At 58.0% G+C, this 18,267-nt stretch carries 18 protein-coding genes; all 18 read right to left on the reverse strand.

Going from position 1 to position 18,267, the window contains the following annotated elements:
* Window positions 1-184: 184 nt before the first annotated feature.
* Complete coding sequence (locus RBI05_RS04725) at window positions 185-1,303, reverse strand: Nif3-like dinuclear metal center hexameric protein (RefSeq protein ID WP_310550270.1); 1,119 nt, start codon at window positions 1,301-1,303, stop codon at window positions 185-187.
* Entirely contained in the window at window positions 1,279-2,061 is a 783-nt protein-coding gene (locus RBI05_RS04730) for a tRNA (adenine(22)-N(1))-methyltransferase (protein WP_310550271.1), read from the reverse strand. The genes RBI05_RS04725 and RBI05_RS04730 overlap by 25 nt, the downstream gene beginning before the upstream one ends.
* Window positions 2,058-2,882, reverse strand: a complete 825-nt coding sequence (locus RBI05_RS04735) for a hypothetical protein (protein WP_310550272.1) — start codon at window positions 2,880-2,882, stop codon at window positions 2,058-2,060. Before RBI05_RS04735 ends, RBI05_RS04730 begins: the two co-directional genes overlap by 4 nt.
* A 100-nt stretch (window positions 2,883-2,982) precedes the next feature.
* Window positions 2,983-4,113: an RNA polymerase sigma factor RpoD gene (gene rpoD / locus RBI05_RS04740; protein ID WP_150456928.1), complete on the reverse strand. Its 1,131-nt coding sequence runs from the start codon at window positions 4,111-4,113 to the stop codon at window positions 2,983-2,985.
* 41 nt (window positions 4,114-4,154) lie between these two features.
* Window positions 4,155-5,975 (reverse strand): DNA primase, encoded by a 1,821-nt coding sequence (gene dnaG / locus RBI05_RS04745; RefSeq protein WP_150456929.1) that lies wholly within the window; start codon window positions 5,973-5,975, stop codon window positions 4,155-4,157.
* Window positions 5,976-6,010: 35 nt separating this feature from the next.
* Window positions 6,011-6,490 carry a YaiI/YqxD family protein gene (locus tag RBI05_RS04750; RefSeq protein WP_310550273.1) on the reverse strand — a complete coding sequence of 160 codons (480 nt, stop codon included), beginning with the start codon at window positions 6,488-6,490 and terminating at the stop codon, window positions 6,011-6,013.
* Window positions 6,491-6,676: 186 nt separating this feature from the next.
* Window positions 6,677-8,758: a glycine--tRNA ligase subunit beta gene (gene glyS / locus RBI05_RS04755; protein ID WP_310550274.1), complete on the reverse strand. Its 2,082-nt coding sequence runs from the start codon at window positions 8,756-8,758 to the stop codon at window positions 6,677-6,679.
* Entirely contained in the window at window positions 8,751-9,638 is an 888-nt protein-coding gene (gene glyQ / locus RBI05_RS04760; protein ID WP_150456932.1) for a glycine--tRNA ligase subunit alpha, read from the reverse strand. The genes glyS and glyQ overlap by 8 nt, the downstream gene beginning before the upstream one ends.
* Before the next feature lie 343 nt (window positions 9,639-9,981).
* Complete coding sequence (recO, locus tag RBI05_RS04765; RefSeq protein WP_150456933.1) at window positions 9,982-10,737, reverse strand: DNA repair protein RecO; 756 nt, start codon at window positions 10,735-10,737, stop codon at window positions 9,982-9,984.
* A 36-nt stretch (window positions 10,738-10,773) separates the two neighbouring features.
* Window positions 10,774-10,920, reverse strand: a complete 147-nt coding sequence (locus tag RBI05_RS04770) for a YqzL family protein (RefSeq protein WP_150456934.1) — start codon at window positions 10,918-10,920, stop codon at window positions 10,774-10,776.
* Between the two features lie 111 nt (window positions 10,921-11,031).
* Window positions 11,032-11,925: a GTPase Era gene (gene era, locus RBI05_RS04775; RefSeq protein WP_150456935.1), complete on the reverse strand. Its 894-nt coding sequence runs from the start codon at window positions 11,923-11,925 to the stop codon at window positions 11,032-11,034.
* Window positions 11,926-12,102: 177 nt separating this feature from the next.
* A complete protein-coding gene (locus RBI05_RS04780; RefSeq protein WP_150456936.1) occupies window positions 12,103-12,522 on the reverse strand; it encodes a cytidine deaminase in 420 nt (139 codons plus the stop codon).
* 51 nt (window positions 12,523-12,573) lie between these two features.
* On the reverse strand, window positions 12,574-12,969 hold the full coding sequence (locus RBI05_RS04785) for a diacylglycerol kinase (RefSeq protein ID WP_223879763.1): 396 nt from the start codon (window positions 12,967-12,969) through the stop codon (window positions 12,574-12,576).
* A complete protein-coding gene (gene ybeY, locus RBI05_RS04790; RefSeq protein ID WP_150456937.1) occupies window positions 12,969-13,466 on the reverse strand; it encodes an rRNA maturation RNase YbeY in 498 nt (165 codons plus the stop codon). Before ybeY ends, RBI05_RS04785 begins: the two co-directional genes overlap by 1 nt.
* Complete coding sequence (locus tag RBI05_RS04795; RefSeq protein WP_150456938.1) at window positions 13,463-15,715, reverse strand: HD family phosphohydrolase; 2,253 nt, start codon at window positions 15,713-15,715, stop codon at window positions 13,463-13,465. The genes ybeY and RBI05_RS04795 overlap by 4 nt, the downstream gene beginning before the upstream one ends.
* A 14-nt stretch (window positions 15,716-15,729) precedes the next feature.
* A complete protein-coding gene (locus tag RBI05_RS04800) occupies window positions 15,730-16,701 on the reverse strand; it encodes a PhoH family protein (RefSeq protein ID WP_150456939.1) in 972 nt (323 codons plus the stop codon).
* Between the two features lie 6 nt (window positions 16,702-16,707).
* Window positions 16,708-17,898, reverse strand: a complete 1,191-nt coding sequence (gene yqfD, locus RBI05_RS04805) for a sporulation protein YqfD (RefSeq protein ID WP_310550275.1) — start codon at window positions 17,896-17,898, stop codon at window positions 16,708-16,710.
* Entirely contained in the window at window positions 17,895-18,188 is a 294-nt protein-coding gene (gene yqfC / locus RBI05_RS04810; RefSeq protein ID WP_150456941.1) for a sporulation protein YqfC, read from the reverse strand. Before yqfC ends, yqfD begins: the two co-directional genes overlap by 4 nt.
* Window positions 18,189-18,267 lie beyond the last annotated feature (79 nt).

The following is an 18,267-nucleotide window of genomic DNA, read 5'->3' on the forward strand; positions in this document are numbered from 1 at the left end:
CCTGCATGATACCGTTGATAATCACCTGATCTCACAAAATAGCGCCTCCTCGGTCCGCTTGCAAGGAAATCCGCGGGTTACCGGGCCCCATAAGGTCTCTCTAGTCCGATACCAGATAACAGCAGCAATACGGATCAATAAATCCGGCGCGCCGGTCATCTTCCTCGCATGTGCGTGCCTGCCCTCACAGAAAGCGGAACGGCTCCGTATTAACCGCCGAAGCGAAGACCGGCGTGGCATACTTGTGCTCGCCCAGCTTGCAGCTGATCCATTCCGCCACCTTCAGCTTCATGATCTTCTCGGCATTGTGTCCGGGGTCGATCAGCGCCACCCCGGCCATCAGGGCATCCTGCGCCGTATGGTAGTCGATGTCCCCGGTCACCAGCACATCGGCTCCCCGGAAGATGGCGCTCTGCAGGAATTTGCCGCCCGAGCCGCCGAGCACGGCGGCCTTCGAGACCGTCCGGTTCAGGTCGCCGACCACGCGCACCCGGTCGACCTGCAAGCCTTTCTTCACCGTCTCGATGAATTCGGCCAGCGACACCGGCTGCTTCAACCGGCCGACCCGGCCCAGACCGAAGCTGCGCCCTTTCAGATCCATTGAATACAAGTCATAAGCCACTTCCTCATAGGGGTGGGCTTTCAGCATGGCCTGAATCACTTTGGCGCGGACGCCCAGCGGCACAATGGTCTCGATCCGGATCTCCTCGGCCCGTTCCATCTTGCCCTGCTCCCCGATGAACGGGTCCGTGCCCTCGCGCGGAACGAACGTCCCGTACCCTTCGATATTGAAGCTGCAATGGCTGTAGTTGCCGATCCATCCCGCGCCTGCATTCAGCACGGCGTCCAGCACCTGCTGATGATGGGATTTCGGAACGAACACGACCAGCTTGGACAGGCGTTCCGTATGAATATCCTTCAGCGGAGCTACACCCTCCGTAATGCCGAGCACCTCCGCCATCCAGTCGTTCATCCCGCCTTCGGTTACATCGAGGTTCGTATGACTGATATAGACGGCGATGTCGTGCTTGATCAGCTTCTCATAGATCCGGCCCATCGGCGTATCCGTCTGAAGCTGCTGAATCGGCCGGAAGATGATGGCATGATGGGCGATAATCAGGTTGCAGCCGTGGGCAATCGCCTCTTCTACGACCTCATCCGTCACATCCAGCGCAACCAGAACCCCGGTAATTTCTTTCTGAAGACTTCCGAGCTGCAGACCGATCTTGTCGCCTTCCTCGGCCACATGCTTCGGAGCCAGCTGTTCCATGTACTGAATTACAGTCTGTCCTTTGGCAAGCATTCCAGCACCTCCGCAATCTTCCGGATGCGCGCTTCCAGTTCAGCGGATTTCTCCTCGGCAGCTCCCTGCTCCGAACGGGAGAGCGATTCCCGGATTTTCTTCATTTTGTCGATTTCGCTTCGCCATTTGGCTTCAAAAATCTCCCCGCCGCTGCGCAGCAGCCAGGGCCCCATCAAATACTTTATTTCCCGGTCAATAATCGGACCGTTTCCGTCCGCCAAGGTGCTGTCTGCGTACAGCCCGGCGCCGTACGGAGCAGCTACCGCTGCGGACGGAATCGCAGCCAGCACCTCATAGATCTTGCCGTCTTCCTCCAGAATCCGCTCGTCCGTCAGCAGCCAGCCGTTTCGGTCCAGCCACCTGCGGACGATATCCTCGCCGACATTCGGCTGAAGCAGCAGCTGCTTCACCCCGTTCAGCTTGCCGGCGGCAGCGCCCCGCTCCAGAATGGATGCGATCAGCCCACCGCCCATGCCGGCAATCGTAATGCAGTCGGCCTCGCCGGCCTCCACCACGTCCAGCCCGTCTCCGCGGCGCACCTCCACGGCTGCGCCAAGGCCTGTCTCCGCCACAGTCCGCCGCGCGGCCTCATAGGGCCCCGGATTCACCTCTCCGGCGATGGCCCGGACCGCCCGGCCTTCCTGTACCGCAGCCGCCGGAAGAAGCGCATGGTCCGATCCGATATCGGCCAGCACACTCCCCGTCGGAATTTGCTCCAGCAGCTGTGCCAGCCGCCGCGATAATTTGACAATGCTCATGTTGTTACCCACACCATCCATTTCTTCCGAAATCCAAAAAGCAGCGCCAGCCCGATCCCGATTTTGGCGATGAGCAGCGTCGGCAGCCAGTCCGGTTCCGTGCCGCGCAGCACCAGGCTGTCCAGCTCAGGCATCAGCCACAGCGCCGCCCCTACCGCAAAATACACGCCGGCGATTCCGCTGATCCGGTGATGGAGAAGCCAGCTCAGCCAGATCATCAGCACACAGAGCGGAAGCCAGAGCAGCTGGAGCTCGGCAATTCCCGCATCCGGACGCACACTCCCGAAGAATTCCGCATAGAGCAGGCAGAGAGCGCCGTAGCCGGCGAACTGCAACAGCCCGATTCGCATGCCGAATCCGAGGATGCACCACAGGAGTCCGCACAGGGCCAGCAGCGAAGGCTTCCAGTAAGGCGCGGTGAGATCATGAAGTCCGATCATCCAGATGCCGAAGAGGAGCGTCAGCAGGCTTCCGATCCCCGCCAGAATCAGACTGAGATTCGGTTCACGGACCCGAAGAACGCCGGCATACCCGTAGCACACCACCAAAATCGATATCGCTGTCGCGATTTGCAAACCCCAGGGAAAAACGCTAAAATAAAAGCCAATTAACAAAATCAAGGAAATTACGCCAAAACCAAACAGCCAGACTTTGATGCTGCCCTGCTCCAGATTTCGCAGCGAAATGGGGTTCCCGCCGCGCTCCCGGCCTTCCTCATCGTACAGATTAGTTAGAAAGTCGCAGTATTGCTCCGGCAGCAGCTTGCTCCGTCGCCAATACTGAATTTCACGCAAGATCGTTTCCCGCTTCTCCGTATTCAAGGGCACGTCCCCCAACTTTCGCATCTACTAAAGTTCCGGTAAAGTTCCGGTTACGACAAGACCTCCTGCCGCATGCAGCAGAAGGTCAGAACAATCGCCTTTATTCGAGAAAATCCTTAAGCCGCTTGCTGCGGCTCGGATGACGGAGCTTGCGAAGCGCCTTCGCTTCAATCTGACGAATGCGTTCGCGCGTTACGCCGAATACCTTGCCCACTTCTTCCAGCGTCCGGGTGCGTCCGTCGTCCAGCCCGAAGCGGAGACGAAGCACATTCTCCTCGCGCTCGGTCAGCGTATCGAGCACATCCTCCAGCTGTTCCTTGAGCAGCTCATAGGCTGCCGCGTCGGCCGGAGCCAATGCTTCCTGATCCTCAATGAAGTCGCCCAGATGCGAATCGTCCTCTTCCCCGATCGGGGTCTCCAGCGATACCGGCTCCTGCGCAATCTTCATGATTTCGCGCACCTTCTCTACGCTCAGCTCCATCTCCGCCGCAATTTCTTCCGGCGTGGGTTCGCGCCCGAGTTCCTGCAAGAGTTGCCGGGATACCCGAATCAGCTTGTTGATCGTCTCCACCATGTGAACCGGAATCCGGATCGTACGCGCCTGGTCGGCAATCGCCCGGGTAATGGCCTGACGAATCCACCAGGTGGCATACGTACTGAATTTGAAGCCTTTGTTATGGTCAAATTTCTCGACCGCCTTGATCAGACCCATATTGCCTTCCTGAATCAGATCAAGGAACAGCATGCCGCGGCCGACATAGCGCTTGGCGATGCTGACAACCAGACGCAGGTTCGCTTCGGCGAGCCGGCGCTTGGCTTCTTCGTCCCCGTTCTTGATCCGCATAGCCAGTTCGACCTCGTCGTCTGCGGACAGCAGCGGAACGCGGCCGATTTCCTTCAGATACATGCGCACCGGGTCATTGATCTTGATGCCGGGCGGCAGCGACAGATCGTCGTCAAAGCTGAAGTCGTCGCTGTCGTTGTTCTCGTTGTCCTCGCTTGGACGCAGATTCACTTCTTCGTCGTTATCGTTGACCACCTCGATGCCGAGATCGCTGAGCTGCTCATAGAACTCATCCATCTGTTCGGGGTCCTGATCGAATGGCGATAACTTCTCCATAATATCCTTGATGTTCAAGGATGACCGTTTCTTGCCCTGCTCAATAAGCTGATCCTTAACCTGGTCGAGCGTAAATTCCGTCTCCAGTTCCGTATGCTGATCGTTCGCCATTATACGACTCCCTCCTCCCTAGCTGCCTGCTGACTGAACGTTTATTGTCGCTCTAGGGCTATAATCTCACTTGCAATTTGAGCCGCGCGCAAAAAATCGCCGGCTCGCTCCGCCCGGATCATCTCTTCCCGCTTCTGCTCCATCTGCCGCTGCACCGGGTACTTCCGCACTTCGCGGATGCAGTCGTCCAGAACCTGGGGATTCCATGCCGGCGGCGATTCCATCATGGCTATGGAGGCAGCGGTCTTCTCCAGCTTGTCGTCCTGAAGCGAGGACAAAAAGCGGCTCAGATCCGGCTGCTTGCCTTGCGCATAATAAGCATATAGATAAGCGGCCAAAGCCGCATGATCCTCGATGTTGAATGCATCGCCAAGGCGTTCATTCACATAAGCGGCGGCGTCCGCGTCCTGGAACATGACAGCCAGAAGACTGCGTTCCGCCGCATGATAGGCCGGCAGCAGGGCTCGCTTCTGCACCTGCTCTTTTTTATGCCTACCATTATTCCACCTTTTGTCGTTATTATCCCCTTCGGGAATGTTTTTTTGCAGAGAGGCCCGCAGCAGATTGCAGTCCTGCTTCAGACTCTCGTAACTTAGATTCAGTTCGGTTGCAATCTCCTTGAGATAGACCTCCCGTTCGGTCGACGACGGCAGCGCGGCGATGATCTCCAGCGCCTCCTTAACATAGGCAATCTTGCCGTCTTCCTCTAGGAGTATATGGCCTTTTTTCAGATATATAAGCTTAAATTTCACCGTGGAAACAGCGGCATGAATGACCTGATCCATGAAGCGTTCCCCGCCGTAGCGGCCAATAAATTCGTCGGGGTCCAGCCCGCTCGGCAGTACGGCGATCTTGACCCGCAGACCGACATTCTCCAGCATCGGAATCGACTTCATCGCAGCGGCCTGTCCGGCTTTGTCGCCGTCGTAAGCGACCACCACTTCATCCGCCAGCGTCTTCATCAGCGCCGCATGGCCTTCCGTCAGAGATGTGCCCATAGTCGCCACGCCGTTGTGCACGCCCGCTTCCCAAGCCGAAATGACATCCCCGTATCCTTCGAACAGAACGATTTGCCGCGTCTTGCGGATGGAGGCTCTGGCTTGATGCAGGTTGTACAGCAGCCGGCTCTTGTTGAACAGTCTGCTCTCCGGCGAGTTCAGGTACTTGGGCTGTCCTTCGCCCAGAATACGGGCGGCGAACGCCACGGTCTTGCCCGTGCGGTTGGCGATCGGAAAAATAATGCGGCCCCGGAATCGGTCCACATAGCCCCGGCCTTCGCTTCTTGCCGACAGCAGTCCGCCCCGTTCCATTTCGGCCAGATCGAAGCTCCGCTTCTCCAGAAACTGCTGAAGGGTATCCCAGCGGTCCGGTGCAAAGCCGATCTGGAACTGGTCAATCATCTTGTCGCTGAAGTTGCGGCTCCGCAAGTAAGCCATCGCTTCTTTGCCGTATTCCGTGTTCTTCAGCAGAAAATGATAGAACTTGGCCGACAGGTCATAAGCCTGAAGCAGCCGATCCCGCTCGGGATCGGGCGCGGCATGTCCGCCGGACGGGCCGTCAGGTACAGCGATATCGCTCTCGTCGGCCATAATCCGGACGGCCTCGGGAAAGGACAAGCCTTCAATCTCCATACGGAACTTGATGGCATTGCCTCCCATGCCGCAGCCGAAACAGTGGAACACTCCGCGGTCGGGCGTCACAGTAAAAGATGGGGTGCTCTCCGAATGGAAAGGGCACAATCCCCATAAATATTTGCCCCGCTTCGTCAGGTGAACGACCTTTCCTACTGTTTCGACAATATCATGTCTGGCCAGTACGCTCTCGATGACCTCTTCGGGAATGCTCCCGTGTCCGCTTGCCAATACAAACCACCTTCATCTCAAATAAATAGTATTCGCTATGGCTGGACATTTTCCTGCAACCGGGATAAAAGATTTGTCAGTTTATGTTGAAAAAATAGTTTCTCCCCCGCCGTAAGCGGCTTGGGGCCTTTGCCGTAGCGTCCGCTGCGGCGTTCCTTGGCTCTGGCGTGCCGGCCTTCCAGCATCATATCCATGTTGTCGTCGCCGTAGACAATCCCGCGAAACGACAGACACAGGCACTTCTTGCCGAGCGCCAGCGCCGCCAGGCCGTAATCATTCGTCAGCACAAGATCGCCGGGCTTCATCCGGTTGGCGATATAGAGATCGGCACTCTGATCCCCGCTGTCGACGCGGACAATCTCCACTCCCTCTTCCCCCTGAAGTTCGTGGTTGTAGGAAGAGACCATGATCACCGGAACCCCGGCCGTGCGGGCCGCTTCGGCGATTTCGCTTTTGACCGGACAGGCATCTCCGTCTACCAGCACCATCTGGTTCGAGGATCTGGAATGGGCCATCTTCTCAGCCACCGCCGTTTCCCGTGTAATATATATACGCGCCGCCTTTCCCAAAATCCTTCAAGATCAACAAGGTCCGGGAAAAGCGTAAATACGGAACGGCTCCTCCGGCTTGCGCCAGGCACCGTTCCGTATATTTATACCCCAAAGTGTTCCGTGCTACCAATTCCCGCTAATGGACGGGTATTACCAGACCAATTTGCCGAAATCGGCAAAGCGCTTCAGGTCGGCGTCGATGCCCGACAGTAGGGCCAGACGGTTGCGGCGAACCGCATCGTCCTCGGCCATAACCATGACGGAATCGAAGAATGAGGTGACCGCTTCCTTCAATCCGGACAGAAGCCGGAGCGCTTCGGCGGCATCCTTAATTTCCAGCGCCTTGGCGTAAGGAATGCGCAGGGACTGCCATCCTTCATAGAGCGCTTGTTCAGCCGGATCATCAAAGACGCCGGTATCCACCGCATCGCCGCTCTCCGCCTTGGCGGCCAGATTGCTGACGCGCGTGAAGGAATCCACAGTAGCTTTGAAATCAACCTGCGAGGCTATCGTCTCCGCCAGCGCCCGGCTTCTGGCTACCACTGCCGCGATATCGTCATAACCGGCCGACATGGCCGCATCCACGACATCATAGCGAATTCCCAGATCGGACAACAGGCGCTTCACGCGAAGGCCGAAGAACTCGTATAAGTTTATACGCAGTTCATTTGCAGAAAGTTTCAAATTACGGACATTTTCATGCACGTCGACGGCAATATCAAAAATGTCGCCCAGTTCGATTTCCAGACCGCGCTCCAGAACGATCTGCACAATGCCTGCGCTCTGGCGGCGCAGCGCGTAAGGGTCCTGCGATCCGGTCGGAATAATCCCGATCGAGAAGCAGCCGACGATCGTGTCGATCTTGTCCGCAATGCTGACCAGAGCTCCCGCTTCCGTGGAAGGCACATCGTCTCCGGCAAAGCGCGGCTGATAGTGCTCGAACACGGCCTTGGCAATCGTCTCCGGCTCTCCGGCCTTGCGGGCGTAATCCTCGCCCATCGTCCCCTGCAGTTCAGGGAACTCATACACCATTTGTGTGACAAGATCGAACTTGGCGATGTCCGCAGTCCGCGATACTTCGGCCGCTGCCGCATCCGTAACCTGCAGCTTCGCTGCCAGCTTGTCGGCGATGGCGCGAATCCGGCGGACCTTGTCGCCCACGCTGCCGAGCTCTTCATGGTAGACAATCGTTTCGAGCTTGGCCAGCGCATCCCCGATCTTCAGCTTCTGGTCTTCTTCATAGAAGAACTTCGCGTCGGACAGCCGGGCACGCAGCACCTTCTCATTCCCTTTTGCAATGACGTCCAGACTCTCGGCATTGCCGTTGCGGACGGTTACGAAGAAGGGCAGCAGCTTGCCGGAAGCATCCAGAACCGGGAAATAACGCTGATGCTCGCGCATGGAAGTGATCAGCACTTCCTGCGGAATATCAAGGAACGACGGATCGAACGTGCCGAAGAGCACGGTCGGCGTTTCGACCAGGAACAACACCTCTTCAAGCAGGTCTTCCTGGATGGCAATCGTCCATGCTTTATCATCGGCCAGTTGATGAATCTGGTTAAGAATCATCTGCTCCCGTTCTTTTACATCGGCGATGACATGCTGGGCGCGCAGGCTCTCCACATATTCCGCAGCCGATCCGATTACGGCTTCTTGTCCGAGGAAGCGGTGTCCCCGGCTGACCCGGTCTGCCCGGACGCCTGCCACCGACAGATCGATCACATCCTGGCCGAAGAGGGCCACGATCCAGCGGATCGGACGAACGAACTTGATCTCATGCGCTCCCCAGCGCATATTCTTCGGGAAGGTCATGGCGGAGACGATGCCGCTCAAGCCCTCGCCCAGCAGGGAAGCCGTCTCTACCCCCTGGCTGCTCTTGGTGGCGTAGACGTACTCTACGCCCGCCAATTCCCGGAAAGTGAACTGTTCCGGCGAGACGCCCTGGCTTCGGGCGAAGCCGAGAGCGGCTTTGCTCCAGCCGCCGCTTTCGTCCAGCGCGATTTTGCGGGAAGGTCCCTTGACTTCTTCATTCACATCATCCTGCTTGTCGGCCACTTCCTTGACTCGTACGGCCAGACGGCGCGGGGTTGCGTAGGCCGTTACCTCGCCGTGGGCGATGCGGGAAGCCTCCAGCCACTTGACGGTCCGCTCCTGGAGCTGATCCATGGCGGCGCGCAGGAAGCGGGCCGGCACTTCTTCCAGCCCGATTTCAAACAGCAGATCTTTAGGCATGGGACGCACCTTCTTTCTTCAGAAGCGGGAAGCCGAGCTTCTCGCGTTCCTCTACATAAGTCGCGGCTACCTGGCGGGCCAGGTTGCGGACGCGGGTAATAAAGCCGGTCCGTTCGGTTACGCTAATCGCGCCGCGCGCGTCCAGCAGGTTGAAGGTATGGGAGCATTTCAGCACATAGTCATAAGCCGGGAAGACCAGATGGCGGTCCATGGCCCGCTTGGCTTCCGCTTCATACGTATTGAACAGATTGAACAACATCTGCACATCCGAGACCTGGAACGTATACGTCGAATGCTCGACCTCGGCTTGATGGAAGACATCTCCGTAGGTCAGACCGTCTACCCACTCCAAGTCGAACACATTCTCCTTCTCCTGGATATAAGAAGCCAGCCGCTCCATACCGTAAGTAATCTCCACGGCCACCGGATGGGTCTCGATTCCGCCGACCTGCTGGAAATACGTGAACTGCGTAATCTCCATGCCGTCCAGCCATACTTCCCAGCCGAGTCCGGCACAGCCGAGCGACGGATTCTCCCAGTTGTCTTCGACGAACCGGATGTCGTGCAGCAGCGGATCGACGCCGAGCGCCTTCAGACTGTCCAGATACAGCTCCTGAATGTTGTCGGGGGACGGCTTGATGATGACCTGGAATTGGTGATGCTGATACAGCCGGTTCGGGTTTTCCCCGTAGCGGCCGTCGGACGGACGGCGGGAAGGCTCGACATAGGCGACTCTCCACGGCTCCGGACCGAGCGAGCGGAGGAAGGTCATCGGGTTCATCGTTCCTGCACCCTTCTCCGTATCGTAAGGCTGCACGATGATGCAGCCCTGTCCGCCCCAGAATTCCTGAAGCGTCAAAATCATCTGCTGAAAGTTCATGCTTACCACTCCTTCGGCTCAAATCTTGGTTCAGACTTATGGAGGCGCCAAAAAAGCTCCCGCCCCCATGCCTGATCGACAGACATAGGGACGAGAGCTGTAATCTCCCGCGGTTCCACCCTACTTGATTTTAGCGACAGAGAAGACTGAACCATCCGGATCTTCCGCCGCAAAATCCACTTTCACGTTAATGCTACCGCGCTCCCGGGCGCCCTTTCGCCTGCCTGTCGTCCGCCGGGCTCCCACTCTCCCCGACTCGCTGTCTACCGGACACTCAAGGCCGCTACTTTCCCGTTCACCGCGCGTCATATGGAATCTATATTAGCGCATCCGGCTCCGTCCGTCAAACCCCGTATTTGTCGAGCTGGTCGAGGAAGTTTCTCGATTTCAGCTTCAGCCCCAGCTGGACATCCATGAAGGACCGCATAATGGCCTTCAGCTCATCCCGCGTCTCCTTCTTCACGTCCACGCTTCCGAGCCGGGTCAGATCCAGCTTCGCGAACAGACGAAGCAGCTTGAGCGCCTTCGGCGAGACAGCCGGGGCGGCAGGGTCGTTATGCCGGCAGCGGCGGCAGAGCATTCCCCCGAGCCCCGCGCTGATGCGCACGTCTTCATCCTTCTCCTGCGCGCCGCAGAGCACGCAGTTCTCCAGTTCCGGGCCGTAGCCGGCGGCCTGAAGGATTTTCATCTCGTAGACATTAAGAATAATATCGGGTTCCTTGTCTTCGTCAAGCGCCGTCAGACAGGCGGAGAGCTGCCGGAACCAGAACGGTCCGCTCTCCTCTTCATGAAGCACACGGTCCAGCAGTTCGCAGGCATAGGAAGCGTAAGCCGCTTTGGTGAGATCCTCGCGCAGCCCGTGGTGGGATACGATGATCTCGCCCGCATTCAGCGTTCCAAGCCCGCTGTTGCCGCGGAAGAATACGTATTGTCCCAGCGTGAACGGCTGAATGAGGGCCGAATGCCGGCTCTTCGCCTTCTTCGCCCCTCGGACCAGCACGCCTATCTTGCCCGCGTTCTCGGTACAAAGCGTAATGATCGCATTCCCTTCTCCGTAGTCCATGCTGCGGAGGACGATCCCTTCCACTCGGTGTAGCACATCTCTTCCTCCAGCCACTGGGCCGGCAACCGGTCCCTACCGGGCTTCTTCATCATAGACGATCGGTTCCTCCTCCGCCGGTTCTTCCGCTGCCGCGCCGGCGGCTTCGGCCGCCTGCCGGTACAGCAAGTAAGATTCGACATCACCGGTCTTTGCAAAATACTTCCACGAAAAATCTCGCATCGTATTCATCCCCCTTCGCCAAACGCGATGTCTCTTTGACTTAGGATGGAACGAAGGGACCGGATCTATCCGTGCAAATCCTGCCAGCGGCCAAGGAAGCGGCGGGGCCGCTTATACGTCTTTGTGGAAGCCCAGGTCGCGCAGGACGCGTTCCTGGTTGCGCCAGTCTTTTTTCACTTTCACCCATAATTCCAGGTAGATCTTCGAGCCGAGCAGGTTCTCGATATCCGTGCGCGCCCGCCGTCCGACCTCTTTCAGCATGGCCCCCTGCTTGCCGATGATAATGCCTTTCTGGGAGTCCCGTTCGACAAAAATCACCGCGCCGATATGAACGACGCCGTTGTTCTCCACGCGCATATCTTCAATGGCGACGGCAATGGAATGCGGAACCTCTTCCCGGGTCAGGTGCAGAATCTTCTCGCGGATGAGCTCGGCGATTACAAACTGTTCGGGATGATCGGTTACCTGGTCTTCCGGGTAATATTGCGGGCCTTCCGGCAAATACTTCTGGAGCTGCTTCAGGAGAGTATCGACATTGCTTCCCGCCTTGGCAGAGATCGGAACCACCTCGGCGAACGGATGCAGCTTGCTGTACTCGGTAATGAGCGGCAGCAAGGCTTCCGGCTCCAGCTTGTCGATCTTGTTCATCACCAGAATGACCGGGGTCTTCAGCCCCTTGAGCTGCTCGGCGATATAGCGGTCGCCTCCGCCGAGTCCGTCGGCGGCGTCGATCAGGAACAGCACCGCTTCCACCTCGTTCAGCGTGCTCATCGCCGTCTGATTCATATAGTCGCCAAGCCTGGACTGGCGTTTGTGAATGCCCGGCGTGTCCAGGAATACAATCTGCGATTGGTCCTTCGTGTAGACGCCGTGAATTTTATTGCGGGTCGTCTGCGGCTTGTCCGACATGATCGCGATCTTCTGACCGATCACCTGGTTCATCAGCGTTGACTTCCCGACATTCGGTCTGCCGATAATGGCGACAAAACCGGATTTAAATGCCATCAATTTCTTCCTCCTCGTCAATGCCTTGCCTGTGAGCCCTGCACTTGTCCAACCATCATACCAGACGGAACAGACCGATTCAATGCAGACGGCAGCACGTCAATCCGCCTCCGGAACGGCCTCGCAACAAACAACCCCCGCCATATTAAGGAGGGGGTTGGAGAATCAAAGATGAAGTCAGGCGTCCTTCTGTCCCTGCCGAAGCTCATCCGGTCCAAAGGCGCCCGGAAGGAGATCGCGAATCGTCGTCTCCCGGATATCGCCCTTCATGTTCCCGAGATACACCGGCATGTCAGGGTCGCAGAGCTCCAGCATCACCTGGCGGCAGACGCCGCAGGGCGTAATCGGCTGATCCGTATCGCCGACCACCGCCAGCGCCTTGAAGGAACCCGGCGCCAGTCCCTGGGAGATTGCGCTGAAGAGCGCGCTTCGTTCCGCGCAGTTGCCGGCGCTGTAGGCCGCATTCTCGATGTTGCAGCCGTGGTAGACCTGTCCGTCCCGCCCCAGCAGCGCGGCGCCAACGCCGAAGCGCGAGTATGGAATGTAGGCCTTGGCCCGGGCTTTGATCGCTTCCTGTAGCAGTGTCGTGGAATCCATGGGTCATTCCTCCTGATTCGCTTAAATGACTTCAATGAGTCGTACTCCCGATTATGACACAATCCCTGCAATCCAGTCTATCACCGGACGGTAGAAGACATAAATCCCCGCTGCGACAGCGAACAGCGCCGTCAGGAGCACAGCGCCGGCGGCGGTATCCTTGGCAGCCTTGGCAAGCGGGTGAATCTCCGGCGACGCAAGATCGACTGCCGCCTCGATCGCCGTATTGAGAAGCTCTGCGGACAGCACCAGCGTAACGGCCAGCAGCAGCAGCATGACGTCCCGGCCCGGCACCCGGAAGAAGGCGGCCGCAGCCAGGACCACAACCGCAACGACGCTATGGACCCTCATATTCTGCTCCGAACGGTACGCCTGGACAATGCCCTGCGCGGCATAGCGGAAAGAATGCAGAAACCGCTTGATTCCGGTCGCCTCCGGCTTGGGCATCAGCGCGTCAGCCCCACCTGGGACAGCACCTGCTCCTGCTTGCCCATCATGACCGCTTCTTCCGCTTCCGTCCCGTGGTCGTAGCCCATCACATGCAGGAAGCCGTGGACGAAGAGAAAGCCCAGCTCCCGCTCCAGCGAATGCCCGTATTCTTCCGCCTGCTCCCGGGCGCGCGTTACGGAGATAATGACATCCCCCAGCAGCTCCGGAATGTCGCCGTCTTCGCCGTTCTCATCCACCTCATATACGATATCCGGTTCGCCTTCTCCCGATTCGTTCATAGCAAAAGACAGTACATCCGTCGGACGGTCGATCCCCCGGTACTCCCGGTTCAGTTCATGAATCCGCTCATTGTCAACGAAGGTAAGATCCAGCTCTCCGCTGTCCACGCCTTCCATTTCGGCGGCCTTCTGCAAAATTTGTTCGAGCAGGGCAATCAGCTCTTCGCCAATCTCCATTTCATTTTGTTCATTGTTCCATACCAGCTCCAGGCTCATGCTTCAGCCGCCCCCTCTTCTTTTTTGGGCTTCTTGGCTTCCTCCGGATACTCGATCCGGGAATGGAAGATTCCCATAACCGTCTCTTTCAGCGTCTTGGCGATAATGTCCAGCTCGCGCAGCGTCAGGTCGCATTCATCGAACTGATGATCGTCCAGCCGGCTCTTGATAATCCTCTCGATCATGGTCTCTACCTGCCCCACGGTCGGGCTGCGGAGCGAGCGGACCGCTGCTTCCACACTGTCCGCAATTCCGATGACCGCGGCTTCCTTGGACTGAGCCTTCGGTCCGGGATAACGGAAGTCGTCCTCGGTGAAATCCGGCGCCAGCCCTTTCTCTTCCGCCTGACGGAGCGCTTTATGATAGAAATAGTGCAGGAATGTTGTGCCGTGATGCTGCTCCGCGATATCGCGAATCGGCTTGGGCAGCTTGTACTCTCTCAGCATCTCCACGCCGTCGCGGGCGTGGGCGACAATGATCGACTTGCTGAGAGAAGGGTCGATCGAATCATGCGGATTCTCCATATTGTTCTGATTCTCGATGAAGTAGAACGGACGCTTCGTCTTGCCGATGTCGTGATAATAGGAGCCGACCCGGCAGAGCAGCCCGTCCGCCCCGATGGCTTCCGCCGCCGCTTCCGACAGATTGCCGACCATCACGCTGTGGTGATACGTTCCCGGCGTCTCTGTAAGAAGCTTGCGCAGGAGCGGATGATTCGGATTGGAGAGCTCCACCAGCTTAAGCGCCGACAGAATGCCGAACGTCGTCTCGAAGAAAGGCATCAGTCCGATGACCAGTACCGAGGTCAGGAGCCCGCCCGTCAAGGCAAAGCCTACTGCGTACAAGGTATCCATCTCTTTCCAGGCCGAGTTGCCCAGAAGGAAGAGCGCGAACACCGTCAGTGCACCGGTCAGGCTTGCGAGAATGCCGCCTTTCAGCACCGTAGACCGTTGGCCTGCCCGGTGCGTCGCGAACACGGCCACATAAGAAGTGACGAGTGCAAAGAAACCGTAGTTGAAATCAAACACCGTGTTCTGCTGAACGTTCAGGACAATGCTGGCGATCAGGGCGAACAGCGTGGAACAGAAATAGGCCAGCGACACATCGAGCAGCAGCGCAACCAGCAGCGCCCCTACGGAGACGGGAGCCAGGTAGCCGATGAAATGGCGGGCGTCGCTCTGAAGCACCGCAATAATCCGAAGCGAAACGATGGTGATGAAGAAGACCAGCAGCAGCATGAGCAGCTGGGCGTTGTTGTATTTAAATCCTTTATAGTCCAGATGGCGGATATACATCAGCAGACCGACGGCGAGAATAGCCGACAGAAGGAACAGACCGAGCTCCGGCCAGTAGTTGACCTCATTGTTGAGCAGACCGTTCTCGTCCAGCAGCTTGTACAGCTCGGGCGTGATCTTCTCGCCCTTGGCGACCAGCACATCCCCCTGCTCGATGTATACCGGCGGCGTGTTCTCCCGGGCTTTCACTTCCGCTTCCTTCGTCGCGTCCTCATCGTAGAACTTATTGGCCGTAATAGCCAGCCGGGCCAGCTCCTGCACGACTTCCCGGGCCGTCCGCTGCGACAGCGAACTGATGCTGACCTGCTCGGCGACTTTGGCCCGCGCGGCATCGGCATCGACAATCTGGTCGTTCATCAGCTTGCTGACAATATCCCGGGCCACCGGCTTCATCTCGATGATATCCTGGGAAGTCAGCCGGGGAATCTTGATATACGTCTCTTCAGGAATCGTATAGGTCTGTTCCTTGATCTTCGTCTGCATCTCCTGCAGAAGATGATCGGAGTACGAACCCGCCGAACGGCTGGAGGCCACAAAATTCAGAATGAAATCGCTGGCCCGCTTCGGAATCTCCTCCCGGTAGATGGCCGTCTTGTCGCTCTGGGAGATCGAATCATCCTGATTGAGCCGGTCGATCCGGTCCAGCAGCGACGTAATCAGATTCTCCGCCCGAAGCGGAATAATCTGATACTTCGGCTGAACGCTCTCGGCCGCTTCTTCCTGCGCTTTCAGCGTCGCCTTCTTGTCCTGAATCTGGACAGGCGCCGTAATTTCCTTGGCGCTCAGCGCGCCCTCCTTGATATCGTAGCGTTTCGGCAGCAGGTCCGGCGACATGCTGAAGTAGAACATCAGACCCAGCAGAAAAAACAAAGCATAGCGCGTTGCCGCGCTATACTTCCATCCGTTGTTGTTGTATTTGAATCCGCTGAATTTACCGGGCTGTGGCGAAGGCATGAAGACAATCCCCTTTATTCAAGGTTTTCGGCTGAACGTTCATAGGCAACGATGATTTTTTGGACAAGGGAGTGACGAACCACATCCTGCTCCGCAAAATAGACAAAGCCGATTTCTTCAACGGACGACAAGATCGTATTGGCTTCGATAAGACCCGATTTCTTGCCCCGCGGCAGGTCAATCTGGGTAACGTCGCCCGTGATGACCATCTTCGACCCGAAGCCCAGACGCGTAAGGAACATCTTCATCTGCTCCGGCGTGGTGTTCTGGGCCTCGTCTAAAATGATGAAGGAGTCGTCCAGCGTGCGCCCGCGCATGTAGGCCAGCGGAGCGATCTCGATCAGCCCGCGCTCCAGCGCCTTGGATACCTGATCCGGCCCCATGACATCATACAGAGCATCATACAAAGGCCGCAGATAAGGGTCTACCTTCTCCTGAAGATCGCCCGGAAGGAACCCGAGACTCTCGCCGGCTTCCACCGCCGGACGGGTCAGAATAATCCGCTTGGCCGTGCCCTCCTTGAGAGCGGCTACAGCCAGAACAACGGCCAGATACGTCTTGCCTGTACCCGCCGGCCCGATGCCGAAGACAATATCGCGTTTCTTGATTGTAGTTACGTAGTGCTTCTGTCCGATGGTCTTGACGCGGATCGGCTTGCCCCGGTAAGTCGTCGTAATCTCGCCTTTGAATAGATCCAGCAGTTGATCGGCCTTGAAATCTTTCGCCAGCTCGACCGCATACTGAACGTCCCGCTCGGTCAGAATATACCCGCTGCGAATCAGTGTCAGCAGCACCTGGAAGAGCTGATCCAGCATATCCACCTCGCGGCTGCCTCCGCGGATTGTGATTTCCGCTTCGCGGGAATCGACCACGGCGGGAATTTCCTGTTCAACCAGCTTCAGAAACCCGTCCTGCGGACCGAAGAGCGCCAGCGCTTCGCCCGCATTCTGCAATGATATCCGTACGCTTGCACTCTGCTCTGCCAAATAGCCTCATTCTCCTTGGTTGTATACTATCGGTAGCTCCTGAGAGATAACCTCTTCCACTTCAAAAAGCACTTTCATATAAACTTTACCATTCTCTTTCTTCTCATGCAAAATTTTTTGACTCCGAATGACGCTGTCCGTGCCGTAGCGGGCCGCAATATCGGCCATCGCCGCGGTCAGTCCTTCCCGCTTCGCCTCCGCCGCGGTTACGGTCTCGGAAGTCTGGCCGACCTCCATCTCCTTCTCGGTCATTACACCGACAGGAAGCTCGATCCCCCGCCAGGTCAGCGGGTCCATCTGGGACAGTGTACGGGACTTCGCATACGGCTCCCGGCCATAGCCCCAGAGCTGCACCGCCCAGTTGCCCAGCACGAGATAAGTCCGGTCTTTGCGCCCTCCGGTGTAGGCGTCCCGGGTGCGGGTCAGCGGCACGGCAATCTCGTACTCGTGCCAGACGAGCCCTTTGACCGTGCCTTTGGCCACGACGCTCTGACTGTTCTCCTCGTCTCCGAGCGTGCCGGAGATGAGAATCTGGCCCTTCTTCACGCGGGCATGGCGGGAGACAACCGGCCGGCCCTGCTCGGCAAACACATCCGTCACCACGGCGTCGCTGCGGCTGACCAGATGGCGCGGACTGCTGAGCGGCTTCTCGGGAGGCAGATCGGCCTCAACCACCTGAATCGTAATCACGGTCCCGCTGCGCTGAATCCCGACCCAGGAGACGCCAGGAAGCCGGCTTGCGAGCTTCTTCGACAGCTTGTCCGGCTCCTCCAGCCGCCAGATCCACTGAAACGCCGAGAGCCCCTCGCGGCGGGCCGCATCCAGGATGTCCTCGCGGGCCAGCCGCTGGTTCCCTTCCACGCGGATGCTCCAGACGAGCGAACACAAGAGAAACAGCAGCACCGCAAAGAGCACCACCCCGGCCGCAAAAAACTTGCGCTTCCACAGGCGCGCCAGCCGGAACGGCAAGCCGTCCCGCTTCGTTATCCTGACCCGGCAGCCTGTCCCCCGCACGAACGGACGCAGCCGGTAAAAGTCGCCCAGCAGCAGCTTCAGCGACACCCCGTCCTCCCCAGTCCGAACTTCCCAGACCACAATGCCCGCCTCCGTCAGCGCATTGAGCAGCCGTTCGGGCCGTTCGCCGGTAATCCGGACTCTAACCGTCCCGCGCAGCTTCGATGCCGGCGGTTGCTTCATAGGCCATCCCCGCTTTCTTTATAGCTGATCTCGCCAATGATCCCCTCCACGGCCATGTCTCCGCCGATGATCGAGGCAATCTCGAGTCCTTCGCCTTGGATTTCCAATACTCCGTTCTTCAGCGCCAGCTTCAGCCGGCCGGGGGAAAAATCCAGCACGCCGCGGTGGTTCTCGATATGCAGCTGCCGGTTACCGATCAGGGTAAGGCGAGGCAGATCATGCACCAAATCCTGCGGCAGATCCAGCATCCCGCCGGTCAAGCCCCGTAGTCTGCGGCCAATCCGGGTCATAGGTAGAGACTCCCCCTTCCTGTACTTCTAACCTTATGCGGAAGAAAGGCGCTTTATGAGAGCGGGGAGATTCCGGCAT

Origin of the sequence: Paenibacillus glufosinatiresistens, assembly GCF_031470375.1 — a bacterium.
Classification (GTDB): Bacteria; Bacillota; Bacilli; order Paenibacillales; family Paenibacillaceae; genus Paenibacillus_AQ; species Paenibacillus_AQ glufosinatiresistens.

Bases quoted from the DNA above. Each gene is read 5' to 3' on its own strand.
- RBI05_RS04725 (WP_310550270.1), bottom strand. From the start codon at position 1,303: ATGCTTGCCAAAGGACAGACTGTAATTCAGTACATGGAACAGCTGGCT.
- RBI05_RS04730 (WP_310550271.1), bottom strand. From the start codon at position 2,061: ATGAGCATTGTCAAATTATCGCGGCGGCTGGCACAGCTGCTGGAGCAA.
- rpoD (WP_150456928.1), bottom strand. From the start codon at position 4,113: ATGGCGAACGATCAGCATACGGAACTGGAGACGGAATTTACGCTCGAC.
- RBI05_RS04750 (WP_310550273.1), bottom strand. From the start codon at position 6,490: ATGGCCCATTCCAGATCCTCGAACCAGATGGTGCTGGTAGACGGAGAT.
- glyS (WP_310550274.1), bottom strand. From the start codon at position 8,758: ATGCCTAAAGATCTGCTGTTTGAAATCGGGCTGGAAGAAGTGCCGGCC.
- glyQ (WP_150456932.1), bottom strand. From the start codon at position 9,638: ATGAACTTTCAGCAGATGATTTTGACGCTTCAGGAATTCTGGGGCGGA.
- RBI05_RS04770 (WP_150456934.1), bottom strand. From the start codon at position 10,920: ATGCGAGATTTTTCGTGGAAGTATTTTGCAAAGACCGGTGATGTCGAA.
- era (WP_150456935.1), bottom strand. From the start codon at position 11,925: ATGGCATTTAAATCCGGTTTTGTCGCCATTATCGGCAGACCGAATGTC.
- RBI05_RS04780 (WP_150456936.1), bottom strand. From the start codon at position 12,522: ATGGATTCCACGACACTGCTACAGGAAGCGATCAAAGCCCGGGCCAAG.
- RBI05_RS04785 (WP_223879763.1), bottom strand. From the start codon at position 12,969: ATGCCCAAGCCGGAGGCGACCGGAATCAAGCGGTTTCTGCATTCTTTC.
- ybeY (WP_150456937.1), bottom strand. From the start codon at position 13,466: ATGAGCCTGGAGCTGGTATGGAACAATGAACAAAATGAAATGGAGATT.
- RBI05_RS04795 (WP_150456938.1), bottom strand. From the start codon at position 15,715: ATGCCTTCGCCACAGCCCGGTAAATTCAGCGGATTCAAATACAACAAC.
- yqfD (WP_310550275.1), bottom strand. From the start codon at position 17,898: ATGAAGCAACCGCCGGCATCGAAGCTGCGCGGGACGGTTAGAGTCCGG.
- yqfC (WP_150456941.1), bottom strand. From the start codon at position 18,188: ATGACCCGGATTGGCCGCAGACTACGGGGCTTGACCGGCGGGATGCTG.